The 23849-nt window shown below is 66.9% G+C and carries 21 protein-coding genes and 1 pseudogene; 15 read left to right on the top strand and 7 right to left on the bottom strand.

Annotated elements, in window-relative coordinates; genetic code table 11:
- The first annotated feature begins 349 nt into the window (after nucleotides 1-349).
- The 15 genes and pseudogenes from Q8O14_14255 (at nucleotide 350) to Q8O14_14185 (ending at nucleotide 16615) form a co-directional block, all read left to right on the top strand.
- Nucleotides 350-3787 (top strand): FlgD immunoglobulin-like domain containing protein, encoded by a 3438-nt coding sequence (locus Q8O14_14255; GenBank protein MDP2361889.1) that lies wholly within the window; start codon nucleotides 350-352, stop codon nucleotides 3785-3787.
- Between the two features lie 46 nt (nucleotides 3788-3833).
- On the top strand, nucleotides 3834-4454 hold the full coding sequence (locus Q8O14_14250; protein ID MDP2361888.1) for a hypothetical protein: 621 nt from the start codon (nucleotides 3834-3836) through the stop codon (nucleotides 4452-4454).
- A gap of 345 nt (nucleotides 4455-4799) precedes the next feature.
- Nucleotides 4800-5528 (top strand): hypothetical protein, encoded by a 729-nt coding sequence (locus Q8O14_14245; protein ID MDP2361887.1) that lies wholly within the window; start codon nucleotides 4800-4802, stop codon nucleotides 5526-5528.
- 9 nt (nucleotides 5529-5537) lie between these two features.
- On the top strand, nucleotides 5538-6569 hold the full coding sequence (locus Q8O14_14240) for a hypothetical protein (protein MDP2361886.1): 1032 nt from the start codon (nucleotides 5538-5540) through the stop codon (nucleotides 6567-6569).
- Nucleotides 6570-6675: 106 nt separating this feature from the next.
- Entirely contained in the window at nucleotides 6676-7278 is a 603-nt protein-coding gene (locus tag Q8O14_14235) for a hypothetical protein (GenBank protein ID MDP2361885.1), read from the top strand.
- Nucleotides 7275-7745: a Holliday junction resolvase RuvX gene (gene ruvX, locus Q8O14_14230; protein ID MDP2361884.1), complete on the top strand. Its 471-nt coding sequence runs from the start codon at nucleotides 7275-7277 to the stop codon at nucleotides 7743-7745. Before Q8O14_14235 ends, ruvX begins: the two co-directional genes overlap by 4 nt.
- Nucleotides 7742-9280, top strand: a complete 1539-nt coding sequence (gene lnt, locus Q8O14_14225; protein ID MDP2361883.1) for an apolipoprotein N-acyltransferase — start codon at nucleotides 7742-7744, stop codon at nucleotides 9278-9280. Before ruvX ends, lnt begins: the two co-directional genes overlap by 4 nt.
- Nucleotides 9277-10302, top strand: a complete 1026-nt coding sequence (locus Q8O14_14220; GenBank protein MDP2361882.1) for a hypothetical protein — start codon at nucleotides 9277-9279, stop codon at nucleotides 10300-10302. The genes lnt and Q8O14_14220 overlap by 4 nt, the downstream gene beginning before the upstream one ends.
- The gene (locus Q8O14_14215) at nucleotides 10302-10568 is read left to right on the top strand and encodes a hypothetical protein (GenBank protein MDP2361881.1); all 267 of its coding nucleotides are present in this window, start codon (nucleotides 10302-10304) and stop codon (nucleotides 10566-10568) included. The genes Q8O14_14220 and Q8O14_14215 overlap by 1 nt, the downstream gene beginning before the upstream one ends.
- 10 nt (nucleotides 10569-10578) lie before the next feature.
- Entirely contained in the window at nucleotides 10579-11328 is a 750-nt protein-coding gene (gene bamD / locus Q8O14_14210) for an outer membrane protein assembly factor BamD (protein MDP2361880.1), read from the top strand.
- An 8-nt stretch (nucleotides 11329-11336) separates the two neighbouring features.
- Nucleotides 11337-11894, top strand: a complete 558-nt coding sequence (nadD, locus tag Q8O14_14205) for a nicotinate (nicotinamide) nucleotide adenylyltransferase (GenBank protein ID MDP2361879.1) — start codon at nucleotides 11337-11339, stop codon at nucleotides 11892-11894.
- Nucleotides 11895-11899: 5 nt separating this feature from the next.
- On the top strand, nucleotides 11900-14233 hold the full coding sequence (locus tag Q8O14_14200) for a choice-of-anchor J domain-containing protein (GenBank protein ID MDP2361878.1): 2334 nt from the start codon (nucleotides 11900-11902) through the stop codon (nucleotides 14231-14233).
- Between the two features lie 5 nt (nucleotides 14234-14238).
- A complete protein-coding gene (locus tag Q8O14_14195; GenBank protein ID MDP2361877.1) occupies nucleotides 14239-15477 on the top strand; it encodes a class I SAM-dependent rRNA methyltransferase in 1239 nt (412 codons plus the stop codon).
- Nucleotides 15464-15910 (top strand): annotated as a pseudogene (rnhA, locus tag Q8O14_14190) (ribonuclease HI). Before Q8O14_14195 ends, rnhA begins: the two are co-directional and overlap by 14 nt.
- A gap of 108 nt (nucleotides 15911-16018) precedes the next feature.
- On the top strand, nucleotides 16019-16615 hold the full coding sequence (locus Q8O14_14185) for a class IV adenylate cyclase (protein MDP2361876.1): 597 nt from the start codon (nucleotides 16019-16021) through the stop codon (nucleotides 16613-16615).
- A 16-nt stretch (nucleotides 16616-16631) separates the two neighbouring features.
- Here the strand turns inward: Q8O14_14185 and Q8O14_14180 are convergent, their stop codons facing one another.
- The 7 genes from Q8O14_14180 to Q8O14_14150 form a co-directional block, all read right to left on the bottom strand.
- The gene (locus Q8O14_14180; GenBank protein ID MDP2361875.1) at nucleotides 16632-17906 is read right to left on the bottom strand and encodes an ATP-binding protein; all 1275 of its coding nucleotides are present in this window, start codon (nucleotides 17904-17906) and stop codon (nucleotides 16632-16634) included.
- A gap of 1 nt (nucleotide 17907) precedes the next feature.
- On the bottom strand, nucleotides 17908-20724 hold the full coding sequence (locus Q8O14_14175) for an AAA family ATPase (protein MDP2361874.1): 2817 nt from the start codon (nucleotides 20722-20724) through the stop codon (nucleotides 17908-17910).
- Nucleotides 20721-20933, bottom strand: a complete 213-nt coding sequence (locus tag Q8O14_14170; GenBank protein ID MDP2361873.1) for a hypothetical protein — start codon at nucleotides 20931-20933, stop codon at nucleotides 20721-20723. The genes Q8O14_14175 and Q8O14_14170 overlap by 4 nt, the downstream gene beginning before the upstream one ends.
- 1 nt (nucleotide 20934) lies before the next feature.
- Nucleotides 20935-21234, bottom strand: a complete 300-nt coding sequence (locus tag Q8O14_14165) for a nucleotidyltransferase domain-containing protein (protein MDP2361872.1) — start codon at nucleotides 21232-21234, stop codon at nucleotides 20935-20937.
- A complete protein-coding gene (locus tag Q8O14_14160) occupies nucleotides 21227-21646 on the bottom strand; it encodes an HI0074 family nucleotidyltransferase substrate-binding subunit (protein MDP2361871.1) in 420 nt (139 codons plus the stop codon). Before Q8O14_14160 ends, Q8O14_14165 begins: the two co-directional genes overlap by 8 nt.
- Before the next feature lie 131 nt (nucleotides 21647-21777).
- Nucleotides 21778-22365, bottom strand: a complete 588-nt coding sequence (locus Q8O14_14155) for a BMC domain-containing protein (GenBank protein ID MDP2361870.1) — start codon at nucleotides 22363-22365, stop codon at nucleotides 21778-21780.
- Nucleotides 22362-23675 carry an SLBB domain-containing protein gene (locus Q8O14_14150; protein MDP2361869.1) on the bottom strand — a complete coding sequence of 438 codons (1314 nt, stop codon included), beginning with the start codon at nucleotides 23673-23675 and terminating at the stop codon, nucleotides 22362-22364. The genes Q8O14_14155 and Q8O14_14150 overlap by 4 nt, the downstream gene beginning before the upstream one ends.
- Between the last annotated feature and the right edge of the window lie 174 nt (nucleotides 23676-23849).

Raw genomic sequence — 23849 nt, 5'->3', positions numbered from 1 at the left:
CCTGGTGCTCCCCTGGTGCTCCCCTGGTGTTGCCCTGGTGTTGCCCTGGTGTTGCCCTGGTGTTGCCCTGGTGCTCCCCTGGTGCTCCCCTGGTGTTGCCCTGGTGTTGCCCTGGTGTTGCCCTGGTGTTGCCCTGGTGCTCCCTTTGTTCATCCCTCTGGGCAATGCTTGCCTAGAGTGAAGCCGTGATGGGCTGGCGCAACGAAGATTAGACGGACGAAGAGCTCTGAGCGCGAGAATGCCCATTGATGATCAACCACTAACAAGCTTCTGTGTGGTGGCTTGAACGCAGCGGCGCCTTGGCATGGAGCTTGCCGCGTCCGACCACATGCACCGTTGGATAAACTTCTTGGTCGCATGGCTGGTGGCGGCCGGTCCGGCTGGCGCCTTGTACGAGACGCTGTCCCTGACCGACGCCGTCGGCCGGGACAGTGTCACCGTGCGCGTGGGTGAGACCTTCGAGGTCAGTGTCCGCCTCAACACCAACGGCACGGCCATCTCGGGCTTCCAGTGCTTTCTGACGATCAATGAGAGCATCGCCGTCCCGGTGCCCTACAACCAGTCCTCCACCGGGCTCTTCCGCGACAACGTCCTTTTCCCGGGCATCGTCCTCTTCGCCGACAACCACGACCTGCGCTTCCCCAACAACCCCTTGCCCCACCACCAGCTGGACTGGTGCTACCAGACGGGCACGGGCAACCCGCGCCCGGCCTACGTGGCAAACGGCACGGCCTGCTTCTTCCGCCTGCGCTTCCTGCAGCCGGCCCAGTTCACCCTGCGCTTCGACCACGACAACAACAACTTCCGCAACACCTTTTTCTGGGCAGGCCAGTCGGCCATCGAGAATCCCTTCTACCGGGAGTATGGGATCCATTTCAATGTGGTGGGCATGAATTTCGGTCCGCTGCCCGATGTCTACCTGACGTCCACCGCCCCCTGCGACAGCATCAACCTGGTCGACTACATGGAGCAGATCGAAGGGCTGCCGGCGGATTCGGTCTGGTACAGCTGGTCGCCCCTGGGTCCCAACACCACCTGCACGGTGGACTCCCTCCGCCAGGCGGGCGCCTACTGGCTGAAATTCTGCGCCACGGGACCCGGGCGCAGCGTGGACCTGGCCGTCACCGCCCACGCCCTCAACCTGACCGCCACGGACACCCTGCGCGTGTTCCGCGGGGATCCTCCGGTCATCCACGACGAGATGGCACAGGGGAATCCATTTGTGACCTGGCCGGAGGACGGCGAGACCTGGCTGGATTTTGACGACTGGGTGACGGACCTGGACGACCCCGTGAGCGACCTCGTCTGGAGCGTGGTGCCGGGGGACCACATCGTCAGCCTGGTGATCGACCCGGCGCTGCGGCGCGGCCACTTCAGCGCCCCGCCCGACTGGTTCGGCTGGGACACGCTGACCGTGCGCGTCACCGATCCCGGCGGCATGATGGACAGTTCCCCCCTCATCGTCCATGTCACGCCCGTCAACGACCCGCCCGTCCTCGATCTGCCGGCGCTCATCCAGGTCCATCCCGGCCAACCGCTGGTCGTGAACCTGGAGGCGATCACCACGGACATCGACAACGTCTACGCCGACCTATACTGGCAGGTGACGGGGGATACGACCCTCATCGCCATGCGCATCCATCCCGTCCAGCACACCCTCACCCTGGAGGTCCAGCCCGGGGCTCCCCTCTGGAGCTTCGTGGACGCCTCTCTGCGCGTGACGGACCTGGGCGGCCTGTGGGACGAGGACCCCCTCCACCTGCAGGTGGCCAGCCATCCCCCGCTCTGGCAGCCGCTGGGCGAGATCCTGGTCGCGTCGGGTGGCAGTGTCACGGTCAACCTGAACGACTTTGTCTCCGACGAGGACAACCCGGACAGTGAGCTGCAGCTGAGCATCCTCGACAACAACAACATCCAGGTCACCATCCATCCCCTTACCCACATCGCCACTTTCTCGGCCCCCGGCGTCTTCGCCGGCGTGGAGCGCCTGCGCGCCCTGGCGCGCGACCCGGACGGCAACACCGACGTGGACACCTTCCTGGTGGTGGCCCTGCAGGGGGGCAATCCGTTGGTGGCCCTGCTGCCGGACCTGATCTTCATGCCGGGAGCGCGCGACAGCCTGGACCTGGACCGGCATGTCTGGGACATGGACACGCCGGACGAACTGATGACCTGGACGGTGACCAATTCCGGCCTCTTCCACACCGTTGTCCGGCCGGAGACGCGACGCGTGGTGTACACGGCGCCGCTCACGCCGGGCGCCATCGATGTGTCCTGGTACCGGGCGACGGACCCCCAGGGCCACTGGGGGGAGGACGCGGGCAGCCTGGCCGTGATCGATCCCTCGGGGCGCCCTGTCATTTTTCCACTGGACGAGGTGTGGATGCGGGTGGACGCGGTGGACTCCTCCATCGTCCTCGACCGCTTCGTCTACGACTACGACCACACCCCCGCGCAGTTGAGCTGGACCCTGGCGCCGGGCAACCTGGTGCAGGGCACCATCCGCCCCTCCGACCGCAAGGTCTTCCTCACGAGCGGTTTCAACTCCGGCACGGAGACCCTCGCCCTCACCGTGACCGATCCCGACCAGCGCTCGGCCTCGGGCGGACTGGTCGTCCATGTGACGGAAGGCAACCCGCCCATTGTCAGCGCCTTCGCCCCCCGCTTCGTCATCGCTGGCCAGACCGACACCCTGCGCAACCTGACCAACTGGGTCTATGATCCGGATCCGGGCGACCGCATCGTCTGGACCTTCATCGATCCGCCCGACTCCCCCGTGCGCACCGTCTGGTTGCCCCAGCTCGACCGCGCCCTCATCCACACGGACTCCCTCACCACCGGCACAGTGCGGATCGGGGCCCTGGCCCAGGACATGGCCCAGAACACCGATCTGGAGTGGATCACCCTGACCATGTTGGAGAACCGGCCCCCCTTGCTCGAAAGCGCCGTCCTGGCCAATCCGGGCGAGGCGCGCCAGCTCGACCTGGTGGTGATGAGCAACGAGGCCTTGCGCAGCGTGACCGCCCGGCGCGTGGGCGACGGCCATAGCCTGGCCCTGGCGGAGCTGGTGGTGGCCAATCCTATCGTCCGCCTCTTCCGCGCCGACCTGCCCATGCCCCAGGGGGTGGAGACATGGCGCATCGAGGGGCGCGATCTGCCCGGCTTCCCCCAGGTGGCGGGCAACCTGGGGGTGGACTCGCTGGTGCTGGGCGGCGGCGTGCTGGGCGGCCCCGGCGATCAGCTGCCTTCCCCGGACGGCCGAATGGCCCTCCACTGGTGTTCCGGCCTGAGCAACGGCGGCTGGGCGATCCGCGAGGAGAGCGGGACGGCGGAGCGGCGCTGGACTCTGATTGGCCCCTTGGAAGGACGGGCACGGGCGACGGCGGCGGATGGGCTGGAACGGCTGGGGTCGGCGGGGTGGGAAGCGCTGCCGGCCGAGGGTCGGGCCGCCGAGGTCCAGCCGGGGGATCGCCTGCGTCCGGCGGGCGACGGGGTGGCCCTGCGTCCGGCGGGCCTCAGCCTGGCGCCGGCCGTGCCCAATCCCTTCAATCCGGCCACCCTGCTGCGGCTGGAGACGGACCGCAGCGGCCCGGCGCGTCTGGAGATCGTGGACCTGGCCGGGCGGCGGGTGCGCACCCTGTGGAGCGCTTCCCTTGAGGCGGGCGCCCACTCCGTGCGCTGGGATGGCCTGGACGGGGACGGCCTGCCCGCGGCCAGCGGCGTCTACTTCGCCCGACTGCGGCAAGGGGAGCGCCAGGCCGTGCAGAAGCTGATGCTGGTACGATGATGACGAAGACGCCGGGGCGGAGGCAGTTGAAGACAGGATGGTCGGCATGAAAGCTGGGCTGAGGTGGCTTCTGCCGGTGTTGCCGGCGGTGGCGGTCCTTTCCTGCGGCATCACCGGAGGGGAGGATGGGGACGGGCATGACAGCCTGGCCAACGCCTGGCGCCTCTACCGTCTGCGCCAGTTCGAGCAGGCCGCCCAGCTCTTCCAGGACCTGGCCCTGGAGGATGTGGCGCTGCCCGAGAGTTATGGCGGGCTGGGCTGGAGCCGTTTGCGCCTGCTGGATCCGGCTGGGGCCCGCCAGGCCTTCCAGAGCAGCCTGATCGGCGACGCCGGCTGGATCGACTCCCGCATGGGCGAGCTTTTCGCCCTGCGCGACGCGGGCGGCGCCGTCGAGACCATCATCAGTCGGGGCCGCGGCGCCCTGCAGGCCGATCCCACCTGGCGCTTCAGCCGCGAGACGACGGTGGACTGGCGCGATGCGCAGATCCTCCTCGCCCAGGTTTTCTTCTACTCGCAGCGCTTTGACAGCTGCCTGGCCCGCTGCCGGACCGTGGACGACGCCATGGCCCTTGCCCGTGGCGACACGCTGTCCTGGGCCGGCGCCCCCTCCTTCGAAGCGGCCCTTCTCCTGGAGCTTGAACGGCTCAGCAGCTTGGTCGCTGAGTGAATGTTTGGAGAACAACCCAAAGCGGAGGAGACTCTTACACCTTGTGTGGCGCACAGAACAACTCAATAAGTATTCGTATTTATGATTCGCGTGCTTTGCGAATGACAATATCGGTAAGGAAAATGGAATAAAGAGTGCATTGCATTTGCCCAATTCTCTCGCCACTTTGTACTCAACGCATCGGGCTGAACTGGTGTGATCTTTGCGGGTCCTACTGCCTCATGACGAGTTGAGTCACCGTGGGCTTGACCTACGGAAGCGTTGTTCCAATACGGAGGGTCTATGCTTAAGCGGTGGATCGCAGTGGCGCTCTGCACGACTAGTGCTTTTGCTGTGGAGAAGCCCATGGATATCTTTGAGATTGGCATTGGCGGAGCGCATCGCTTTAACAGCGAGATATTCAAAGACAATAACTTCGATCACTTTGGTTATAATAGTGGTGTTTTTCCATTTTTAGGTGATTTCTCAAATTCAATCAACGCCAACTTGTTGTTTGGTCATAGGTTTAGCGGGAGAGAGAAGAACTTTGATGTGTTCATTAAATATGTTTATCAAAGTACGGCAGAAGACGATGGAGAGATTTTAGATGTCAATGATTTAGATCCCGATCAACTAGGATGGACCAGACAAGTCAAACATACTGGATATACTCGTCAGCATGATGTTGGATTAGTTTTCAGATTATCGTCTTGGATCTTTCCGTACGACTTCATGCGTCACGAGAATTTGTACGTTGACTTGGGCGCAAGCGTGTCTACAATCGTTTATGATTATACATCTTCGGTTCGAGATGTTTATCGAGTAAGTAGGGATGGAATAATTGTAACGCCTAACAAGCAATTTGACGAACCGCAGTCTTTTGAAAAAGTTAGAAGTGGTGTTAGCTTCAACTTTGGCTTGGGCTATCTATTTGATATTGGAGAAACTGTGGCGATTACTCCACGCATTGATGTGGGATTGGGTAGAATTATGGGTGTCAAAGGGAGCGGCGCTAAGATTGTCCACGAGGGCCCCATAACAAACAGCATTGCCTTCAGCATAGGCATTGTTAAAGAGTTTAATTCTTTGCTTTAGGAGCCACTCATGAAGACGAAGGTCTTGCATTTGATGACTGCTCTCGCAGGCACGGTAGTGTTGCTATCATGTGAGAAGGACGATAGCATTTTTGGCCCTATTTTAGGTCCTGAATTGCATTCGAACCGCCTTGCAGAAGTAAATGCGATCACGAAAGCGCCAGCCAAATTCAGTGTTGGACAGAACGGATCTGTCTTCATCTCATATAATGATGACCGACAGACGAATCTGCAACTTAGCACCTATAACCTACCGAGCGCACTTGTTGGCGCTGTATCCGTACGTAACTCAAATCACATTGATGTTACATGTCTCGTTCCTGGAACCTACTCAATTCCTTGTCGTCTCAATGATGGAGGAATGATTAGGGAGTTCAGTGTAACGATAGAGGTGGAGTCGGTCGACTTCGATCTTACTATGAGCGTAGTTTCAAATCCATTGGATGGCTTGGATGAATCATATGCCGTAAATGGTGAGTTTTATTTAAATGTCTGGTCTCTCGCGGTATCTGCGACAAATGGCGATTTCGATCCAAGATTCGATATTGATATCGTTACAAATCTGGTCTATGAAAACATTTCAGGCGGTATTTATAGATTCGCTTGCCCTTCTAACGCAACTACAGGATTTATCTCTTTGGTTGCCAATAACTTTGATATAGCAAGCGAGTGTAACATTGCAGTTTCAAAAACCTTTGCGATCAAATCTATTGAAGGAGTTGTTGTTTCTGATGAAAACATAGATCTTAGTGGCGCGGTGGTTCGCGCTAAGCCGTATATGTCGGGAATAGATGGAACAATAATTTCTTCTTCAATGTGCAGAGAAGAGTTTCAATCAACACGTTTCGATTTGTCTGGTCTTAATAGTGGAGTAGACTATTATTGTGAGGCATGGATTGATTTAGATGCATCTGGAGGCATCAGCCCTGGCGATTATTATGGTTATGCAGGCGATTCTAGTTATAATATTAAGCCTTGTAGAGTCGGAGAAAGAATTATAATTGTCGTATATATGGTACAAGAATCTGGTTTAAGGCAATAGATGTGATTCACATGGTTCGCTACTTTCGCACGCTGTTCTAGCAGCCGGGCATGAGCCGATTTCCAGGGCCGGCATCCGGGATGCCGGCCTTTTCATGAGGTGTCCCGTGCCGGATCCTTCCATCAAGCTCCGCTTCCGGATCGCTGTCCTGTCCGCGGCGGGCCTGCTCCTGGCGGCCTTGCTGACGGGCGGCTGCACACGCAAAGAAGAGCGAAGCAATGACTGGCCCATGGGCTTTCACCTGCCCCTGGGGCCGGAGTTCATCCTCTCGGGGGGGCTGCGTCCCAATGGAGAGGGCACCCTCTACTTCCTGCGCAGCGACGAGCCCGACGACCCCCGGCTGGTGGTGCGGCGGCGGGCCCTGGGCCTTTCCCTGGAGGAGTTCCTCGAGGAGGAGATCGACCTGGGCGAACAGGTCGAACTGCTGGACCGCGGCGACCCCTTCCCCGTGACGGCGGTCAACGCCACCGGGCTGGGGCTGCGCCAGGTGGTGCGGCCATTCCCCGATTTCGATTCCACCCTGGTTCTGCTCTTCGATGTCCGCGCCTATCTCGTGGGGTCCTGGTGCTACGGCTTCTCCTGGCAGCAGGCGCCGGAGGACCAGGCGGCACTGGCCGCCTACGAGGGTTGGATGGAACGCTTGCGATTCCTGCCGGAGGCGGACAGCCCGGGCGACAGCCTCTGGGACAGTCCGGAGGACGGCCCATGAGCCGGGTGCTGGGCCTGGACTACGGCACGGTGCGGGTGGGGGTCGCCCTCAGCGACGAATCCGGGCAGCTGGCGCGGCCCCTGCTCACGCTGGACGCCCGTGCCGGCCTGGTGGAGCGCCTGCGGGTCCTGGCCGCCGAGCATGGGGTGCGGCGCGTGGTGCTGGGGAGGCCGCTGCGCAGCCGCGGCGAGCCCGGCACCCTGGATGGGGCCATCCTGCATTTCGCCGAGGTGCTGCGCGGCCTGGGGCTCGAAGTGGTGCTGTGGGACGAAGGCGGCAGCAGTCTGCGGGCGGATGAGCTGATGCGCCAGGCCTCCGGGCGGCGGGGCGCCGCCACCCCCGTCCAAGTCCGGCGCCGGCGACGGGAGGGGGAGCGGGACCGCGGCGCCGCGGCGGTGTTGCTGCAGGATTACCTGGATCATCACGCCGGACAAGCGGCGGAGGACGGCGGAGGGGATCGTCCATGAGCGGCGACCACGTCCCGAAGGGCGGACCTTTCCTCCGGCGCGCCGGGGTTCCCCTCCTGGCCGGCCTGCTGGCGGGCTTCTCCTTTCCGCCCTCCCCCCTCTGGCCCCTTGCCTTTCCCGCGCTGGCCCTGCTTCTACGGGAGCTGGATCGGGGCCGGGCCTTCGGCGCCGCCTTTCTCGCCGGCCTCGCCTATCATCTCGTCGTCGTCTCGTGGATCGGGCTGAACAGCGATCCACCACCGCTGCTGGCGGCCCTCAGCGCCGCCGGCGCCGTGACGTGGCTGGCCTTTCTCTGGGGTCTGGCCGGCGCCGGGCATGCCTGGCTGCGCCGCCGCCTTGGTCCCGTCGCCCTGTGGCTGCTTCCACCTCTCGTGGTCAGCCTGGACTGGCTGGTGGAAGGCACCGAGATGGGCTTTCCCTGGGCCCTGCTGGGAGCCACCCAGGTGGACAACCCCCTCCTGCGGCCCCTCGCCGCCCTGGGCGGGATGCATGCCATGACCCTTGCCCTGCTGCTGGGCGCCGTTCTCCTGCTGCGCCTATGGCGGCCCATCGGGCGGCGGAGGCCGCTCTGGATCGGGGCGGCCCTCTGGCTGCTGGCCATCCCGCTCCTGGGCTGGCTGGGTCGCGGCGACACGCGGGACACAGGGCGGGTGGTGGAGGTGCTGCTGGTGCAGGCGGACATCGATCCCGTGGCCAAATGGAGCAATCCGTGGACGGCCACGGTGGAGCGCCACGTGGAGCTGACCCGCGAAGGCCTGGCCGCCGGCGCCCGCCCGGACCTCGTCATCTGGCCCGAGACGGCCATTCCCACCCGCCTGCGCCACCGGCCGCGCCTGGTCGCCCAACTGGCGGACTTCTGCCGGCAGCACGGCACGGCGCTGCTGGCCGGCGCCAGCGACGAGGAAGTGGACGGCATGGGGGAAGAGAGACCCTACAACGGCAGCTTCCTGGTCACGGCCGCCGGCCTCGGGGAGGCCTACCACAAGGTGCAGCTCGTCCCCTTCGGCGAGCGCGTGCCCGGCCAGCGCTGGATCCCGGCCCTGGGACGCATCAACATGGGCCAGGCGGAATTCGCCCCCGGGAAGCGCCGCACGGCGGGCCGCCTGCCCCTGGCGGCGGGCGACACCCTGCGCTTTGGCTGGAGCATCTGTTTCGAGGGGAACTTCGCCACCCTGGCGCGGGACATGGTGAAGAGCGGGGCGGAGCTGCTCACCAACCAGACCAATGACGCCTGGTTCGGCACCAGCCGGGAGCTGGACCAGCACCTGGCCGTGGCCCGCCTGCGTGCCGTGGAGACGGGTCGCTGGCTGGTGCGGGCCGGCAACAACGGCTACAGTGGCGCCGTGGCGCCGGATGGTCGCGTCAGCCAGGTCCTGCCCAAGGGAGTGGCCGGGACACTGTCCCTGCAAGTGCCGCTACGCACTGGCGAGACCTTTTATACCTGGGCGGGCGATCTCCTGCCGCGCCTCTGTCTATTGCTGCTCACCTGGGGCACGCTCATGGCCGTCGTCCAGGGGCGCCGGAGACGAGGATGAGCCGGCCCGGTGGACGGCGCGCCCGGACCTGGCTCTCCTTGGGCGCCCTGTTGCTTGCGCTGGCGGCCCCCCGACCCGCCGCCGGGGAGGTGGGCTGGCTGGGCGGATTGAGCGGCGGGGTGCGGGTGCGCGGCATGGGCGGCTGTTTCGCCGCGTCGACGGGAGCGGCGGAGGCCGCCCTCTACAACCCGGCCGGCTTGGCCGCCCTCACCCGTCGTGGCGGCTTCGACCTGGACCTGGAAGCCCTGGCCGCCCCCGCCTTCCGACCCGTCCAGAGCGAAGGGGACTGGGACTGGGCGGAGATCCTGCCCGCCCTTAGCACCGTGCGCCGCGTGGCCTGGCGTGGCCGCCGCCTCGCCCTGGCCCTCCACCCCGTGGAGTGGCATCCGGCCGGCACGGCCGCCCTGCCCGCGCCGGGGGAGACGGCGCGCCCCCCCAGCGCCGAGCTGGCCCCCGCCCTCGCCCTGGGCCTGGCCTTGGACCACCGCGTGCGGCTGGGACTGGCCGCCATCGCCTGCTTCGACGAAGAGACCCGGCGGCGGCGCCTGGGCGTGGCCTACGGCGTTCTGGTCCGCGCCAACCGCCGCATGGATGTGGGCGGGCACGCCGCCTACTTTCCCGCCGGAGCCCTTGAGCTGAGGCGGCCCCTGGATCAGATCGGCGACGGCACCATCAACGTGGGGATCGCCTGGCACCCCTTCGGCCGCGCCGGCGAGGTGCGCGGCACCACGCTCATGATGGCGCTGGATGTGCGCAACGTGACGCAGGAGGGCGGTCTGGCGGGTTCCCAGGAGCTGCACCTGGGATCGGAGCTGCAGCTGCGCGGAGGACTTCAACTGCGGGGAGGAATCCATTGGCCCGAGACCAGTTCGTGGAGCAACGGACGCCCCGCCCCCTCCGCCGGGGCGGGATGGCGCGGCCGCCTGCCCTGGGGCATCTTGCGTCTGGACCTGGGACTGGTCCAGGATCCCCTCGACGCCAAGGGCCGCCTGGCGATGGCCAGCCTGGGCTGGAGCCTGTGATGCGGCCGGGTGGCCGGCCCGGTCCCGGCCGCCTGGGCCGGATTGCTACCTTGGTCGTCAGCGGATTGGGCCTGTCGCATGCCGCGGCGGAGAGCCAAAGCCCGGACCTGCTCGCTTCGCCCCTTCCGCCCCTGGGAGGGGACAGCCTGCTGGCGGCCGTGGACACTCTGACCGCCGTGCCGGAAACAGCCGCCTGGCCCGCCCTGCTGATGGTGGTGGGCACCATCGCTTTGCTGCTCCTGCTCTTCCATGGCAGGTCATCGTGAAGGGACTCGCATGATTCGCGCGCCGCGCCAACTCGTTCTCCTCTTCCTTGGCATCCTGCTGCTCTCCGCCTGCAGCCAGAAGCCGCGGGAGTTGATTCCCGTGAACCAGGCCATGGCGCGCGCCATGCGGCAATTCGAGCGGGGGCGCCATGCCGACGCCCTCGACCGCTTCTCCAAAATGAGCCTGGACTACGCGGGCAGCAGCCTGATGGACTCCATCCGCTACATGGAGGCGGAGTGCCAGTACCGCCTGCGCGAGCACCTGCTGGCGGCCGACCTCTACGAGGAGCTGATCCGCCGCTATCCCACCAGTCCCCTGGTGGACGACGCCCGCCTCCGCACGGCGGACTGCTGGTACGAGTTGTCGCCGGGCTACGCCCTGGACCAGACCTACACCCTGCGCGCCATCGACGCCTACCAGACCCTGCTGGACGACTACGCGGACAGCCCGCACCGTCCCCTGGCGGAGGAGCGCATCTCCGCCTGCCGGCTCAAGCTGGCCACCAAGGACCTGAAGGCGGCCGAGCTCTATGTGAAGATGGAGTACTGGCCGGCGGCGCTCATCTACCTGGATGACATCCTGGAGACCTGGTACGACCAGGCCGCCATCATGGAGACGGCCCTCTACCTCAAGGCGGTCTGTCAGGTCAAGATGAAGCGGACGGCCGACTCCCGCGCCAGCCTGGAGGAGTACCTGCTGACCTGGCCCGACGGGGCGCGGGTGGCCGAGGTGCGCCGTCTGCTGGCCGGTCTCAACTAGGAAATCCCGTGCCCGGCTGCATCGTCTACGGCGGCACCTTCGACCCGGTCCACGTCGGGCACCTTGCCCTGGCCGAGTTCGCGCGCGAGGAGACCGGCGCCAGCCGCCTCCTGCTGGTGCCGGCCCGACGCAATCCGCTGCGCGGCGAAGCGGGGGCCTCCTTCGAGCACCGCGTGGCCATGCTGCGGATTGCCGTGGCGGGAACCGGTTTCGAAGTGGACGAGCGGGAGGGCGGGCGGCCCGGTCCCAGCTACACGGTGGACACGCTGGAGGAGCTGGCCGCGGAGTCGGACGGGATCTTCCTGCTGGTGGGCGGCGACCAGCTGGCGCAGTTCCGTCACTGGCATCGCTGGGAGCGCATCCTCGCCCTGGCCTGCCTGTTGGTGGTCAACCGTCCGTCCTGGAGCGCCCCGCCCGACGCGGTGCCACACCGTCTGCTGCTTTGGCCGGGGATGGAGCTGTCCGCCGCCTGGCTGCGGGAGCGCATCGCCCACGGACTGCGGTGCCGGCACCTGCTGCCGCCGGGGGTCTGGGACTATGTGAAGAAGGAGCGCCTTTACCGGTGAGATGCATGGCCGCCATCACCGCCGCGGGAGCGGCGCTGCTGCTGATCCGGACCGCCCTGGCGGCGGGCGGCGCGCTCGATGCCTGCGCCTCGCCCTGGCCGGGGCCTTCCTCCGGACCGGCGCGCACTCCCTTGCACTCCTCGCTGGACAGCCTGGCGCAGCTGGGCGACGACGGCCTGCCGGCCTGGCACTGGCCGGCCCTGCCCGGCAACCAGGCCACCTACCGCAGCGAAGTGGAGATTCCCCGCCGCTTCGTGGTGGACGGGCTGCTGATGGGCTCCATCGGCCCGGCGGCCAACGCCGACACGGTGCGCCTCACCCTGCGCGACGGCTTCGATGCGGCGCTGTTGGACACCACCCTCGTGCTCCATGGCCACGGCCTGCCGGAGGAGATCCTGCTGCGCCGCAGCGTCACGCTGGAAGGCGGCGAGCGCCTGCGCATGGAGATCACCAGCCACAACCCCGCCCGCCCGCCCTGGATCACGGCCGACGACGACTGCCACGCCGGCAACCGCTCCTGGATCCGCGTGCCCGCGCTGGGCGACGCCTTCCAGGTCCTGGACCGCGATCTCTCCCTGCGCGCCCTGGGACGCTGGGCCGAGGGCGATCAGCAGCCGCCCCTCCTGCGGGCGGCGGCGGAGCCCGCCTGGAACCTGCAGCTGGGGGATCTTCCGCTGCGCGTGCGCCTGCGCGACGAGAGCGGCGTGGACAGCGTGTGGGTGGAAAGCCAGGATGGCACGTGGTCGCGGGGCCTGGCCCGGCTGGGCCCCTGGGCGGCCGACCCCGCCTGGGAGGAGTGGGGCGCCCTGCTCCGGCCCGCCGCCCTGGTCGAGGCGGGCGAGACGATGCTGGACCTGCGCCTCGTCGCCCGCGACGGCGCAGGCAACGAGGGCGGGCAGAGCCTGCCCACCCGCATCGACCCGGAGCTGCACTGGATGGGCGCCAGCGGCCGGGCGGACCAGGCTTGGCGCCCGGGCGCCCCGCTGGTGCCCGGCACCGTCCTGGCCCAGCGCGTGCCCCTGGGCCGCCTGCGCAGCGAGCACAACCTGATCAGCGCCGTGGTGGCGGGTGTCCGGCTGGAGGCGCGCGGGGGCGGGGAGCTGCTGCTGCGCCTGGTGCAGGATGCCCAGGGCCGCCCCGCCCGCGAGGACAACCGCTGGGTGCAGCTGGCCGACAGCCTGCGCCTCGTGGTGGACGGCACTTGTCCCGGCCCCGTGGCGGGCCGCTTCGCCAATCCGGTGGAGGGGGTGTCCCAGGGCAGCCAGGCCTGGCTGCTGCTGGACTACTCCCTGCCCTCCCATGCCACGGCGGCGCCGGCGCCGCTGCTGGAGAGCCACCCCCCCGGCGGTCCGCCGCCCGACAGCCTGCTCCACTCCTGGAGCTGGACGCCGCTCGAGAACGACTGGCATGCCCTGCCCGCCGGCACGCTGCTCATCGAGGCGCTCATCGAAGCGGAGAGCTGCGATTTCCAAGTGCCCTTCCTGGCCGACTTCGACGCCACCTTCGCCGGGCTTGAATGCTGGCAGGAAAGCCACCCGGCCGGCTCCCTGGGCTGGACCAGCAGCGCCCAGGGCGCCAGCGCCTCCTTCTGCTACCAGCCGGGCAACGCCTTTTTCGATCCCGACGATCTGCGCAGCGGCTCCTTCCTCTTCATCAATTCCGACGCCCAGGAGAGCGCCTCGCAGAACGACACCCTCGTCACGCCCTGGCTGCGCTTCGACGAGGGGGCGCTCCTCTCCTTCTCCTCCTGCATGGGCAACAGCGGATTCGACCTGCTCAGCCAGGTGCTGGCCCGCCGTCGCACGGGCGGCGTGGCCGAGGATTGGCAGCAGGTGCTGGCCATGGAGGAGATGCTGGCCCTGGGCGACTCCACCCTGGACCCCTCCTGCGGCGGCCGGCATCCCAACTGGAGCCGCGTTTCCGCCAGCCTGGCCCCGGCCGGCGAGGCGGGGGAGATCCAGCTCGCCTTCAACTACCAGGGCAGTTTTGGCACCGGCTGGGCGATCGACAGCGTGCGCGTCGATCCGGCCGGCGGCGGGGTGGCGAACGACCCCTGGGACGGTCCGGCCGTCAAGGCCGCCGAGCTGGGGCGCATCCATCCCAACCCCTTCAACCCGGAGACGGTCATCCCCTTCCGCTTGCGGCGCAGTGGCGCCCTGCGCCTGGAGGTCTACAACCTGGCGGGACAGCGGGTGGCCGTCCTCGTCGACGAGCCCTTCCGCCGCGCCGGGGAGCATCGCGCCGTCTTCCGTCCGGGCCCCCTGGCCAGCGGCATCTATCTGGCGCGCCTGGAATCGGAGGGGGCGGTGGACACGCGCCGCCTGATCTACCTCAAGTGAGCGGCATGCCTCCCATCCTGGCGCTGAAGCGCGACATGGACCGCCGCCTGCGCGGCGGCCACCCCTGGGTCTTCTCCAACGAGCTGGCCCCCCTCCCCGCCGGCCTGGCGGCGGGGGCGCTGGTGCGCGTGGCCGACCATCGCGGCCGCGAACTGGGGATGGGTTTCTGGAGCCGGGGCAGCCTCATCGCCGTGCGCCTCCTCACCCGCGACGGCGGCGTGCCGGGCGGGACGGACTGGTTCGAGGGAGGCCTGGCCCGGGCCATCGCCCGCCGCGCCCACCTGGACCGCGCCACCTGCCGCCTGGTCCACGCCGAATCCGACGACCTGCCCGGCCTCATCGTGGACCGCTACGGCGAGGGCGATGGCGCCGTGCTGGTGGCGCAGTGCCTCACCCAGGGCATGGAGTCCCGGCGGGAGGAGCTGGCCGCCGCGCTGCGCAGGCTCCTGCCGCTGCGCGCCCTCATCTTCGACGGCTCCTCCGCCTTCCGCGAACTGGAGGGCCTGCCCCGCGAGCGCCACTGGTGTCGGCCCGTGGCGGACGGTTGGGACAGGCGCTCCGCCGACCAACTGGGCGAGGAGGCGCGGCAGACGGTGGAGGTGGATGGCCTGCGCCTGGAGCTGGATTTCCGCGCCGTGCAGAAGGGCGGCCTCTTCCTCGACCAGGTGGAGAACTGGAGCCGGGCCGCCGCATTGGGGCGGGGCGGCGCCGTGCTCGACCTCTGCTGCTACCACGGGGGCTGGGGCCTGCAGGCGGCGCGGGCCGGGGCCGCGCGCGTGGACTTCCTGGACCGCAGCGAGGCCGCCCTCGAGCGCGTGACACGCAACCTGGCCTTGAACGGCCTGGACGCCCTGCCCGGCGAGCGCATCAACGCCCCGGTCCTGGAGGGCCTGCGCGAGCTGCAACGCGGCGGACGCCGCTACCGGCTGGTCATCGCCGACCCGCCCGCCTTCGTCAAATCGAAGCGCCACTACGCCGAGGGCCGCCAGGGCTACATCGATCTCAACCGCCAGGCGATGGCCCTGGTGGAGGAGGGCGGCTTCCTCGCCACCTGCTCCTGCAGCCACCATCTGGGGGTGGACGCCTTCCGCGAGGTGCTGCGCCTGGCCGCCCGACGCGCCGCCTGCCGCCTGCGCATCCTGGCCCAGCTGGGACAGGGCCAGGACCACCCCCAACTGCCCCAGGTGCCGGAGACGGGCTACCTCAAGGGATTCCTCCTGCAGGTCGAGCATGAGCGCCGCTGAGCGTCCCGCCGTCGTCATCGTCACCGATGGCGCCTGCCAGGGCAACCCCGGGCCGGGGGGCTGGGCCGCCCTCATCCGTGGCCCGCGGGGCCTGCGCGAGCTGTCCGGCGGCGAGACGGCCACCACCAACAACCGCATGGAGATGATGGCCGCCCTGCGCGCGCTCGAGGACCTGGAAGAACCCAGCCGCGTGGAATTGACCACCGACAGCCAGTACCTTCGGAACGGCATCACCAGCTGGATCCACGGCTGGATGCGCAAGGGCTGGCGCACCTCGACGGGCGGCCCGGTGAAGAACGAGGACCTGTGGCGCGCCCTCTGGGAGCAGGCGGGTCTGCACGACATCCAGTGGCGCTGGGTGCGGGGCCACGCCGGCCACGCCGACAACGAGCGCTGCGACCGCTTGGCCGTGGCCGCCGCCGAGCGGGCGCGGCGCGGCGACACGGAGGAGCGGCGGGGACCGGATGGCGGGGAGCGGGAGGCGCCCGCCCTCCCGCCACGTGGCGACAAAGGCAAAAGGCCAACGACGAGGAGTGCCCCCATGGACACCCCCACCCTGGATCTGTCCAGCGCCCCGCAGTGCGGGCGCAACCTGGAGCTGAAGTTCCCCCACCGCGCCCTGGACGAGATCAAGCGGCGCGCCGGGACCCTGGGCGGCAAGCTGCACGGCCGCCTCAGCCAAGACGACCAGTTCTACGCCGTGGGCGGCGGGGAGCGGCTCAAGCTGCGCCGCGAGACGCGCCACCTGCCCGACGGCCAGGCCCACAACCACGCCGAGCTGATCCGCTACACGCGGGCCGACGAGGGGGGGCCGCGCCTCTCCGCCTATGAGCTGGAGCAAGTGGGCGATCCCGACGCCCTGCACGAGCGCCTCGTCCGCGAGCACGGGCTGGACGTGCTGGTGCGCAAGGGTCGCGAAGTGGTCCTCCTGGGTCGCACACGCCTGCACCTGGACACGGTGGCCGGGCTGGGCACCTACGTGGAGCTTGAGCTGGTGCTGCGCGAGGGGGAGGATCCCCAGGCGGCGCAGGGCGAGCTGGAGCATCTGGTGCGCGGTCTGGGCCTCTTCGGCCTGCCCGCCGAGCCGCGCGCCTACGCCGATCTGCTGCGGGAGAGGTTGGCCATCACACCCGCCTGAGGACGGGAGCAAATGATCAGGTATGCGGATCCTCAGTGGGAGTACCAAAAATCGTCAATAGCAGCTCGCTATCGTCGATCATTCGGTATTCAGGTCGGCGGCCTGAGAGCTCCTGGCTGCGTGCCAAGAGAATCGGCACTCCTTCGCCGCGCTTGTCCATGATATGCGAGCGCGGTTGGGTGGCGCCAGCGCCGAGCGGTCTCACCGGACACCGGGCCAACAAGGAGGTCAGTGCCTCATTGCGGGCCGCCTGTCGATAGGGGAGACTGTCGACCGTCATCGTGTTGGGGATTGCACCTGGGGAGTAGATCTCCAGCCGGTCCGCGAACAGGCGCAGTCGGATCTTGCTGCCCGCCATCGAATAATCCCGATGGGCGACGGCATTGGTCACGGCTTCGAAGACGGCCAGCGCATCGAACTGGGGTCGATCCTCCCGCCCCCCGTTCCGCTTGACCGCCCCTATGCTCATGTTCTTGTCCACGAACCCGCAGGTGGCGAAAATCTGCTCGTCCAAGGGGCCGGTGATGTCGCGCGCGTCCAGCTGGTAGGCGGAGCCCGCTTGGGCGACGCTCGTTCCACGATAGGCGACGGCTTGGATGAACGCGTTCGGCAGGTGCCGGATGGAATCCCGGCTGCCCATCAGCAGGCCCGCCACGGTCGGCCTGAGCACGCCGTCATCGTCTTCCCGCGCCATGGCCAGCTTTCTCAGCAGATCGGGGCGCTCGTCCCGGGAAAGGTCACTGGCGAAGCGATCGCAGAGCGATGGCTCCAGCTCTTCGAGACTCGCGCCGGCCACCACTTGCTCGTCGAAGCGGATGAGCCGGGTCTGACTGCGTTGCTGGAACAGACTGGCCAAATTGTCAGGAGGGATCGGCCGCTTGCTGCTGCCCGCCCGCCACAGGTAGCCAGAGGGGCTCTGGTGGACGAACAGGCTGCGGAGAATCTCGACCACGATCACAGGTTGATCCCGACCGGCGCTGTCGGGCAGCGTCGTGCGCTCGATCAGCGCATTGAGGGGGGGCGTGATGGAATCGTGGCACGCCTGACGAAGCAAGTCTTCGACCGCGTCGAGCTTGTCCAGCGGAATGCCCACGACTTCCCGGGTCTTGTCGTCCGCGCCCAGCAGGAGCACGCCCCCTTGGAGATTCGCGAAGGCGGCGAGTTCGTCAGCCAGCGGCTTCTGGTCGGGCCCCGTGATCCTCGAGCCGGCAAACCGCACCTCTTTCAGCTCGAAGTACGAGTCTTCGCCGAGACGGACCTTCTCGAGCAGCTCGGATTTTGTCAGACGCATGTCATATCTCCCGTCCCAGTCTCGCCCAGCGTCGGGCGAAGGCCTCATGTCCGCCTTCCATCACATCGCAGACTGTCTTCCGCACAGAGGTGTTCTGAAGCGAGCCCGAGTGGTCCCGCCTGACAAGGCACTGTCCGCGGCTGTACTCGAAGGCGAGCACGAGTTCCGCATCGCCGTTGACCACGATGTTGGGATTGTGCGTGACAGTCAGCAGCTGGCGCCTGAGCTTGTTCTCGCGAATCTGTCTCACGACGAGATCGTAGATCATCTGATTGTCGAGGTCGTCTTCGGGCTGGTCCAGGATCAGCGGCTCCACGCCAAAGGACAGCAGAAAGGCCAGCAGAGCCGCCGCGCGCTGGCCGGCCGAGCCTTGTCCGATGGGCGAAAACCCAGCGCCCCCACCCCGACTGTACTCGATCTTCAGGTCGTCTTCGGGAAACCAGCATTGGATCCGATCTGCGAATTCTGGCTGGCTGCTCAGCTTCTTTTGCAGATGATTGTGGAAGTGGCCGCCGAAGCCAGCATCGACTCCAATCAAGCGCTGCTTGATGTCGGCGAGCGCTGCATCACGGTCGGTGCCTTGCGCGAGTATGGAGACCAGTCCGGCACCGGACCTTCCTGCCTGCCCGTTCCAGATGTCGGAAGCGAAGTGCGACGATGCGTCGAGCAGGTCGCGCAGGCTCTTCTCAAGCATGCGCTCATCGTAACCGAATCGAACAACTTCCATGCGGACAAATTCGTTAGCCGCGAGCTTCGTCGAGAGAAAGGCCTCGCGCTGGGTAGAAATCTGCGCGCGTCGGTCAAGAACCAGGGTCCATTGAGTTTCCATTTTCTTACGCAGGTCTTCGAGGCGCTGCTCTAGATCCTGGAACTGCCTGTGCTGCACATCCAGCTGCTGGCGTTCCTGCACCAGCCGGCCGAATTCCTGTGGGTCTTCCACGCCTTGAGCGGCCAAGGCCATCTTCAAGGCCTCATAGGCCTGGCCCGCGGCCCCCGCTCTGGCGCGCCAGGCTTCGAGGCGCTCGTCGCGTTGCAAATTTACGATCGCGGTGCGGAGCGTTTCGCGCGCTCTCTGGAGCGTGCGTCTGGTCTCGTCGAGGGAACCCTGCGCCTCGCCGCGCCAGGCCAAGGCGTCCGCGTCGGTCGTGGCATCGAAGACGCCCTCCGGCCAGTCATCCAGCAGCAGTGCCTGATCGAGTCCGTCGATTCTCCGGGCATAATCGCTCAGGGCTTCCAGCAGACCCTCGATCTCCCGCCCTTGGCGCTGGGCTTGCTGGAAGGCCATCAGCACTTCGGCATGATGGGACTGTTCGAAAGCGGCCAGCTTGCGCTGCAGCTCGTCCCGCCGGCGCTCGAGTTCGGGCGTTTCGGCCAGGCGCCCCTGCAGCTCCCGCTGCTGAGCGCGCAGGGCCAGGTAGCTGCGCTTGGCCTCCTCGAAGCCCTGCTTGAGCGCGGGCAGCTTGGGTTCAGCCTCGTCGATCACGGTCAGCAGGGCCTGGCGGCCGTCGCTGGCCATGGCGGCGATCTGCCCCTGCGAGAACAGACGCACCGGAAAGCGGCCGGCGGCAAAGGCTTGACTGCCCGCGAGGCGCCAGTCGCCAGTGGCTTCGTCGAAGTCTTCGATCCGCACCGAGTGATCGGCGGCCATGTAGGTCAGACGGTGATCGAGGCCATCGCGGGAGTAGACCAGCCGAATCTCGGTATCATCGCGCAGCGCGCCCTCGCCACTGCGTCCCTGCGCGGTCTGCTTGAAGCGCCGGAAGTCGCGATGGGGCGAGGACTCCTCGCTCAGGCCATCGAGCACTTCGCCATCCCGATGGAGCGCCAGCCTCAGCGCATGCACCACTGTCGACTTGCCCGTGCCGCGACCGCCGATGAGCGCGTTGCAGTAGGGCGAGAAGTCGAGCACCTGTGCGGCTCCACGGCCCATCACGCGTGCCTCGTGGATCTCCAGCCGCTTGAGGAAGTGGCCCGGTGTGCGGTAGGCTTCGAAGCGCTCCTCGTCGCTGCGCCGAACCGACACGCCATCGCCGTCCAACAGGGCAAGGCGCAGCCCTTCGAGCGTGAGCGCTCCCGCCTTGAACCAGGTGAAGCGCGAGCCTGGCACGGCGCTGCCCTGGAAGCTGTGGCTGTCACTGCCCAGCACACGGGCGTGTCGATGACCTCCCTCATCGTATAACGCCGGCGCTTGTAGATCGGGATCGACCCACTCCATTGCCAGCAGGTCACTCTCGGCGAGTACGGCGCGGATCGTGTTAGGATCGAGCCGTGAGCTGCGAGTGCCAGGCTCGCATTGCAGAAGCCCCTTGCCCTGATCCGCATGGGCGGGAATTGCCAGCCCACGGGCCTCGTGCACGGCACGCACGACTTCCGCTGCTCCGGTGCGAGTCACGCCATCGCTGTCCCCGGACTGTCCGCCATAGTCCACAAGACCCAGCAGGCGCGTGACCGTCTCCGTCGTCGCTTCGGGACCGAAGATCGCCAGCAGGTGCCAGCCACCCTGCACGCTGATCTCGACACCGGGAAAGAGCGTCAGCTCGCGGAAGCCGTCGGGCGGCGATCCTGCGTCGGCCGACGCTTTCATCGCGGAGTAGGCTGACTTCAGCGGGTCGATCCAAGCGCCTGTGTTGTGATCAGTGATTGCGACAGCATCGAGCCCTGCCAACATCCAGCGAATCAGCCACTTCTCCGGAGTGATTTCATTTGTTGTTCCAACAGCGGCCTGCCAGGCGGCGGTGTCCAGTGAGGCTGGAGTGTGCGTATGGAGATCAATCTTCCACCAGCGGGAGCCAGGATAAGGCCAGGTCGATCGTGTCATGGTCCCACCCCATGGCCGGCTTGCTTGTAACCGATGTGAATTGTGTCACACTGCAATCTACATCCACAACAACAAAGGACATCCAGCCAACAGAAATCCCAGATCAGGTCGCGCATCACTTCCGGCCGCGGATTGGCGATCACCACTTTGTTCACGAGCAGGCCCTTGGCCGAGACCTTGGCCGCCCCCGCCTCCACCGCGGCGCGCACCTCAGTCCAACGGCAACTCCTCGCATTGAGCCTCGACCAGGGAGCGAAACTCTGGGGAGAGTCGGTGCCAGTCCGACACGTCCACGGTGATGGGCAGGTCGCTGATGGAGAAGGTGTTGCGCAGGCGTTCCAGGAGGCGGAAGTCAAGCCGTTCCGGCCCCACGACCACCAGATCCAAGTCTGAGAAGCGCTCCGCCTTGCCGCTAACCCGCGACCCGAACACCAGGGCCTTGTACCCGGGCACGACAAATTTGAGGATGCGGCGCACCTCCTCAAGCTGCTCAATGGGCAGGTCAATCATGACGGGCGGCCAGGTTATCCAACAGGCGCGTGGCGTCCTTCACAAACGGCTCGGCAAGATCGAAGGCCACCTGGGCGTCCCGCTTATCGTAGGTGTGCGACGTGAGATTGCGCGCCTTGGCGTAGTCGATCCACTGCAAGGGGTTGTCAATCAATCCCGAACGGGCAGCTTCCCGGAACAAGTCCGCGCGGGAACGGGGTGTTTCCGCCTGTTCCCGCTTGCCGTTCTCTTGCAGCCAGCGCTGGATGAGCTTCCAACTGGATTCGTACGCGATCTCGAAATGCTGCACCACGCCGGCTCGGGCCGCTTCCAATAAGATGGGATCCGTGTCGGGTCCGGCTTGGGCCACTGCCTTTTGGTACTGGTCCAGAAGCTCCAACGCCTTCCGCAAGTCGCTGTGGGAGAGGGCCATGATGCACTCCAACTCACTGCACGAGGTCGCACCGTGGTCATCCGTTGGTGCGGATGGGGAAAAACTCAATAAATCAGATCAGGTCCCGCATCACCTCCGTGGGCGGATTGGCGAATCAAACCGGGCATGGATCAAATCAGGTCGCGCATCACTTCCGGCCGCGGATTGGCGATCACCACCTTGTTCACGAGCAGGCCCTTGGCGCTCACTTTGGCCGCGCCCGCCTCCACCGCGGCGCGCACCGCCGCCACCTCCCCAGTCAGCGTGACGAAGGCCTTGCCGCCGATGGCCATGGCCAGACGGATCTCCAGCAGCTTGACCTGGGCTGTCTTGGCGGCCTGGTCGGCGGCCTCGATCAGGCTGGCCACCGAGAAGCTCTCGATGATGCCCAGCGCCTCCATGGCGCCGTACATGACGGTGCCCTCCACCGCCGGGATGACGTCGGGATGGAGGTTGGGAATGACGAAGGTGTCCACCACCTCCCGCTCGCCCAGCACCTCGGCGGCGTCGATGGCGCTGCGCACCGCCGCCGTGTCGCCGGCGATCAGGCTCATGTGCTTGCCCGGGCAGATGGTCCGTGACACAAGCAGGCGGATCTCCGCCGTCTTCAGCATGTGATCGGCCGCCTCGATGCCGCGCGCGATGCTGCTGAACTCGATGATGCCCACGGCGCTGGTGGGGCGCTCCGGCGTGAACTGGCTGGGCTGGTTGCGCATCATTGGACGACGATCTCCGCTTGGGTGACGCTGGCCACGCGGCCGGCGCGGGGCGTGTGGACGGGGGCGCCCAACTTGCCTTCGGGCGGCGCCGCCACCAGCTGGCCGGCGGCCACCGTGTCGCCCTCGCGCACGAGGGTTTCGGCCGGGACGCCGATGTGCTGGCGCATGAGCAGGCGCAGCGGGCTGGCCGAGCCGGGCCAGTCCGTCCAGGGCGCGTCGTGCTCGAAGCGCGTCAGGCCCAGGCGGGCGAGCAGCTTCTTGGTGGGGAGGCGCCGGTGCTCGTACATGGGGTGCGGCGTGACGGTCTTGGGGCCGTTGAAGCGCTCGCCCAGGGCGGCCAGGCTGCGCTTGGAGTCCTGGCAGGCCTCGCGGGGGAAGAGACCCTCCGGACAGGCGAAAAGCGTGCAGATGCCGCACTCGCAGCAGATCTGGCCCCAGCGGCTGTGGGCGGGGAAGTCCACCACGAACTGCTGGCGCATGGCCTGGTGAGGCTCCAGCGGGTGGCCCAGCAGGTAGCGCGGGCAGAGCTGGGTGCAGAGGCTGCACTGGTCGCACACGGACTTTCCGATGCGGTACTTGGCCTCGCGGCTGCGCAGCTCCTGCCCCACATAGGGATGGTCGCGGGGCAGGACGATGACGCCGCTGGTCGTCTTCACCACCGGCGTGGACGGATCCTCCACGATGCGGCCCATCATCGGTCCGCCGTCGAGGATGACCCAGTCCTTCAGCCGCGTGCCGCCCGCCGCCTCGATCAGGTCGCGGAAGGGCGTGCCCACCGGGGCGCGCACGGTCATGGGCCGGCGCACCTCGCCGGAGACGGTGAGGAAGGAGTGGGTGACGGGCCGGCCCTGGGCCGCCTCGTGGAGGGTGAGGGCCGTCTCGTTGTTGAGCACCACCACGCCCACATCGAGGGGCAGGCCGGCGGGGGGGACGACGCGGCCGGTCAGCTCGTAGACGAGGGTCACCTCGTCGCCGGCGGGGTAGAAATCCCCCAGGATGCCCAGCTCGTAAAGGCCGCTGCCGGCCGGACCCAGGCTGGTGGCGCGCATGGCCTCGATCGAGGCCTTGTTCTTGCCCTTGATCCCCACGATGACCCGCCCGGCGCCGGTGGCCTCCGCCGCCAGGCGCGTGCCCTGGGCCACGCCCTCGGCGAAGTGCTGCATGACCATGTTGTCCTTGCGCAGCAGGGGTTCGCACTCGGCGGCGTTGATGAGCAGGGTGTCGACCCGGGCCTGCAGCTTGACGTGGGCGGGGAATCCGGCGCCGCCCATGCCGACGCAGCCGGCGCGCTGGATGAGGGAAAGGTCCATGTGGCTCGCCGCCTTCCGCAAGTGGTCGCCTGGCCTGGCCGCCGCGCCGGGGGACCCGGTGGCGTCGGAGGGGAAAGTAGCAATGCAGCGGCGGGGCGGGCCTGTCCGCGCTGAAGCGCGGTGATTCCCGCTTTCTTTTCTCGAAAAGAAAGCGGGGCAAAGAAAAGGCTGGCA

The sequence above is a fragment of the bacterium genome (assembly GCA_030685015.1).
Lineage (GTDB): Bacteria > CAIWAD01 > CAIWAD01 > CAIWAD01 > CAIWAD01 > CAIWAD01.
This window is presented reverse-complemented; position numbering and strand designations above follow the sequence as displayed.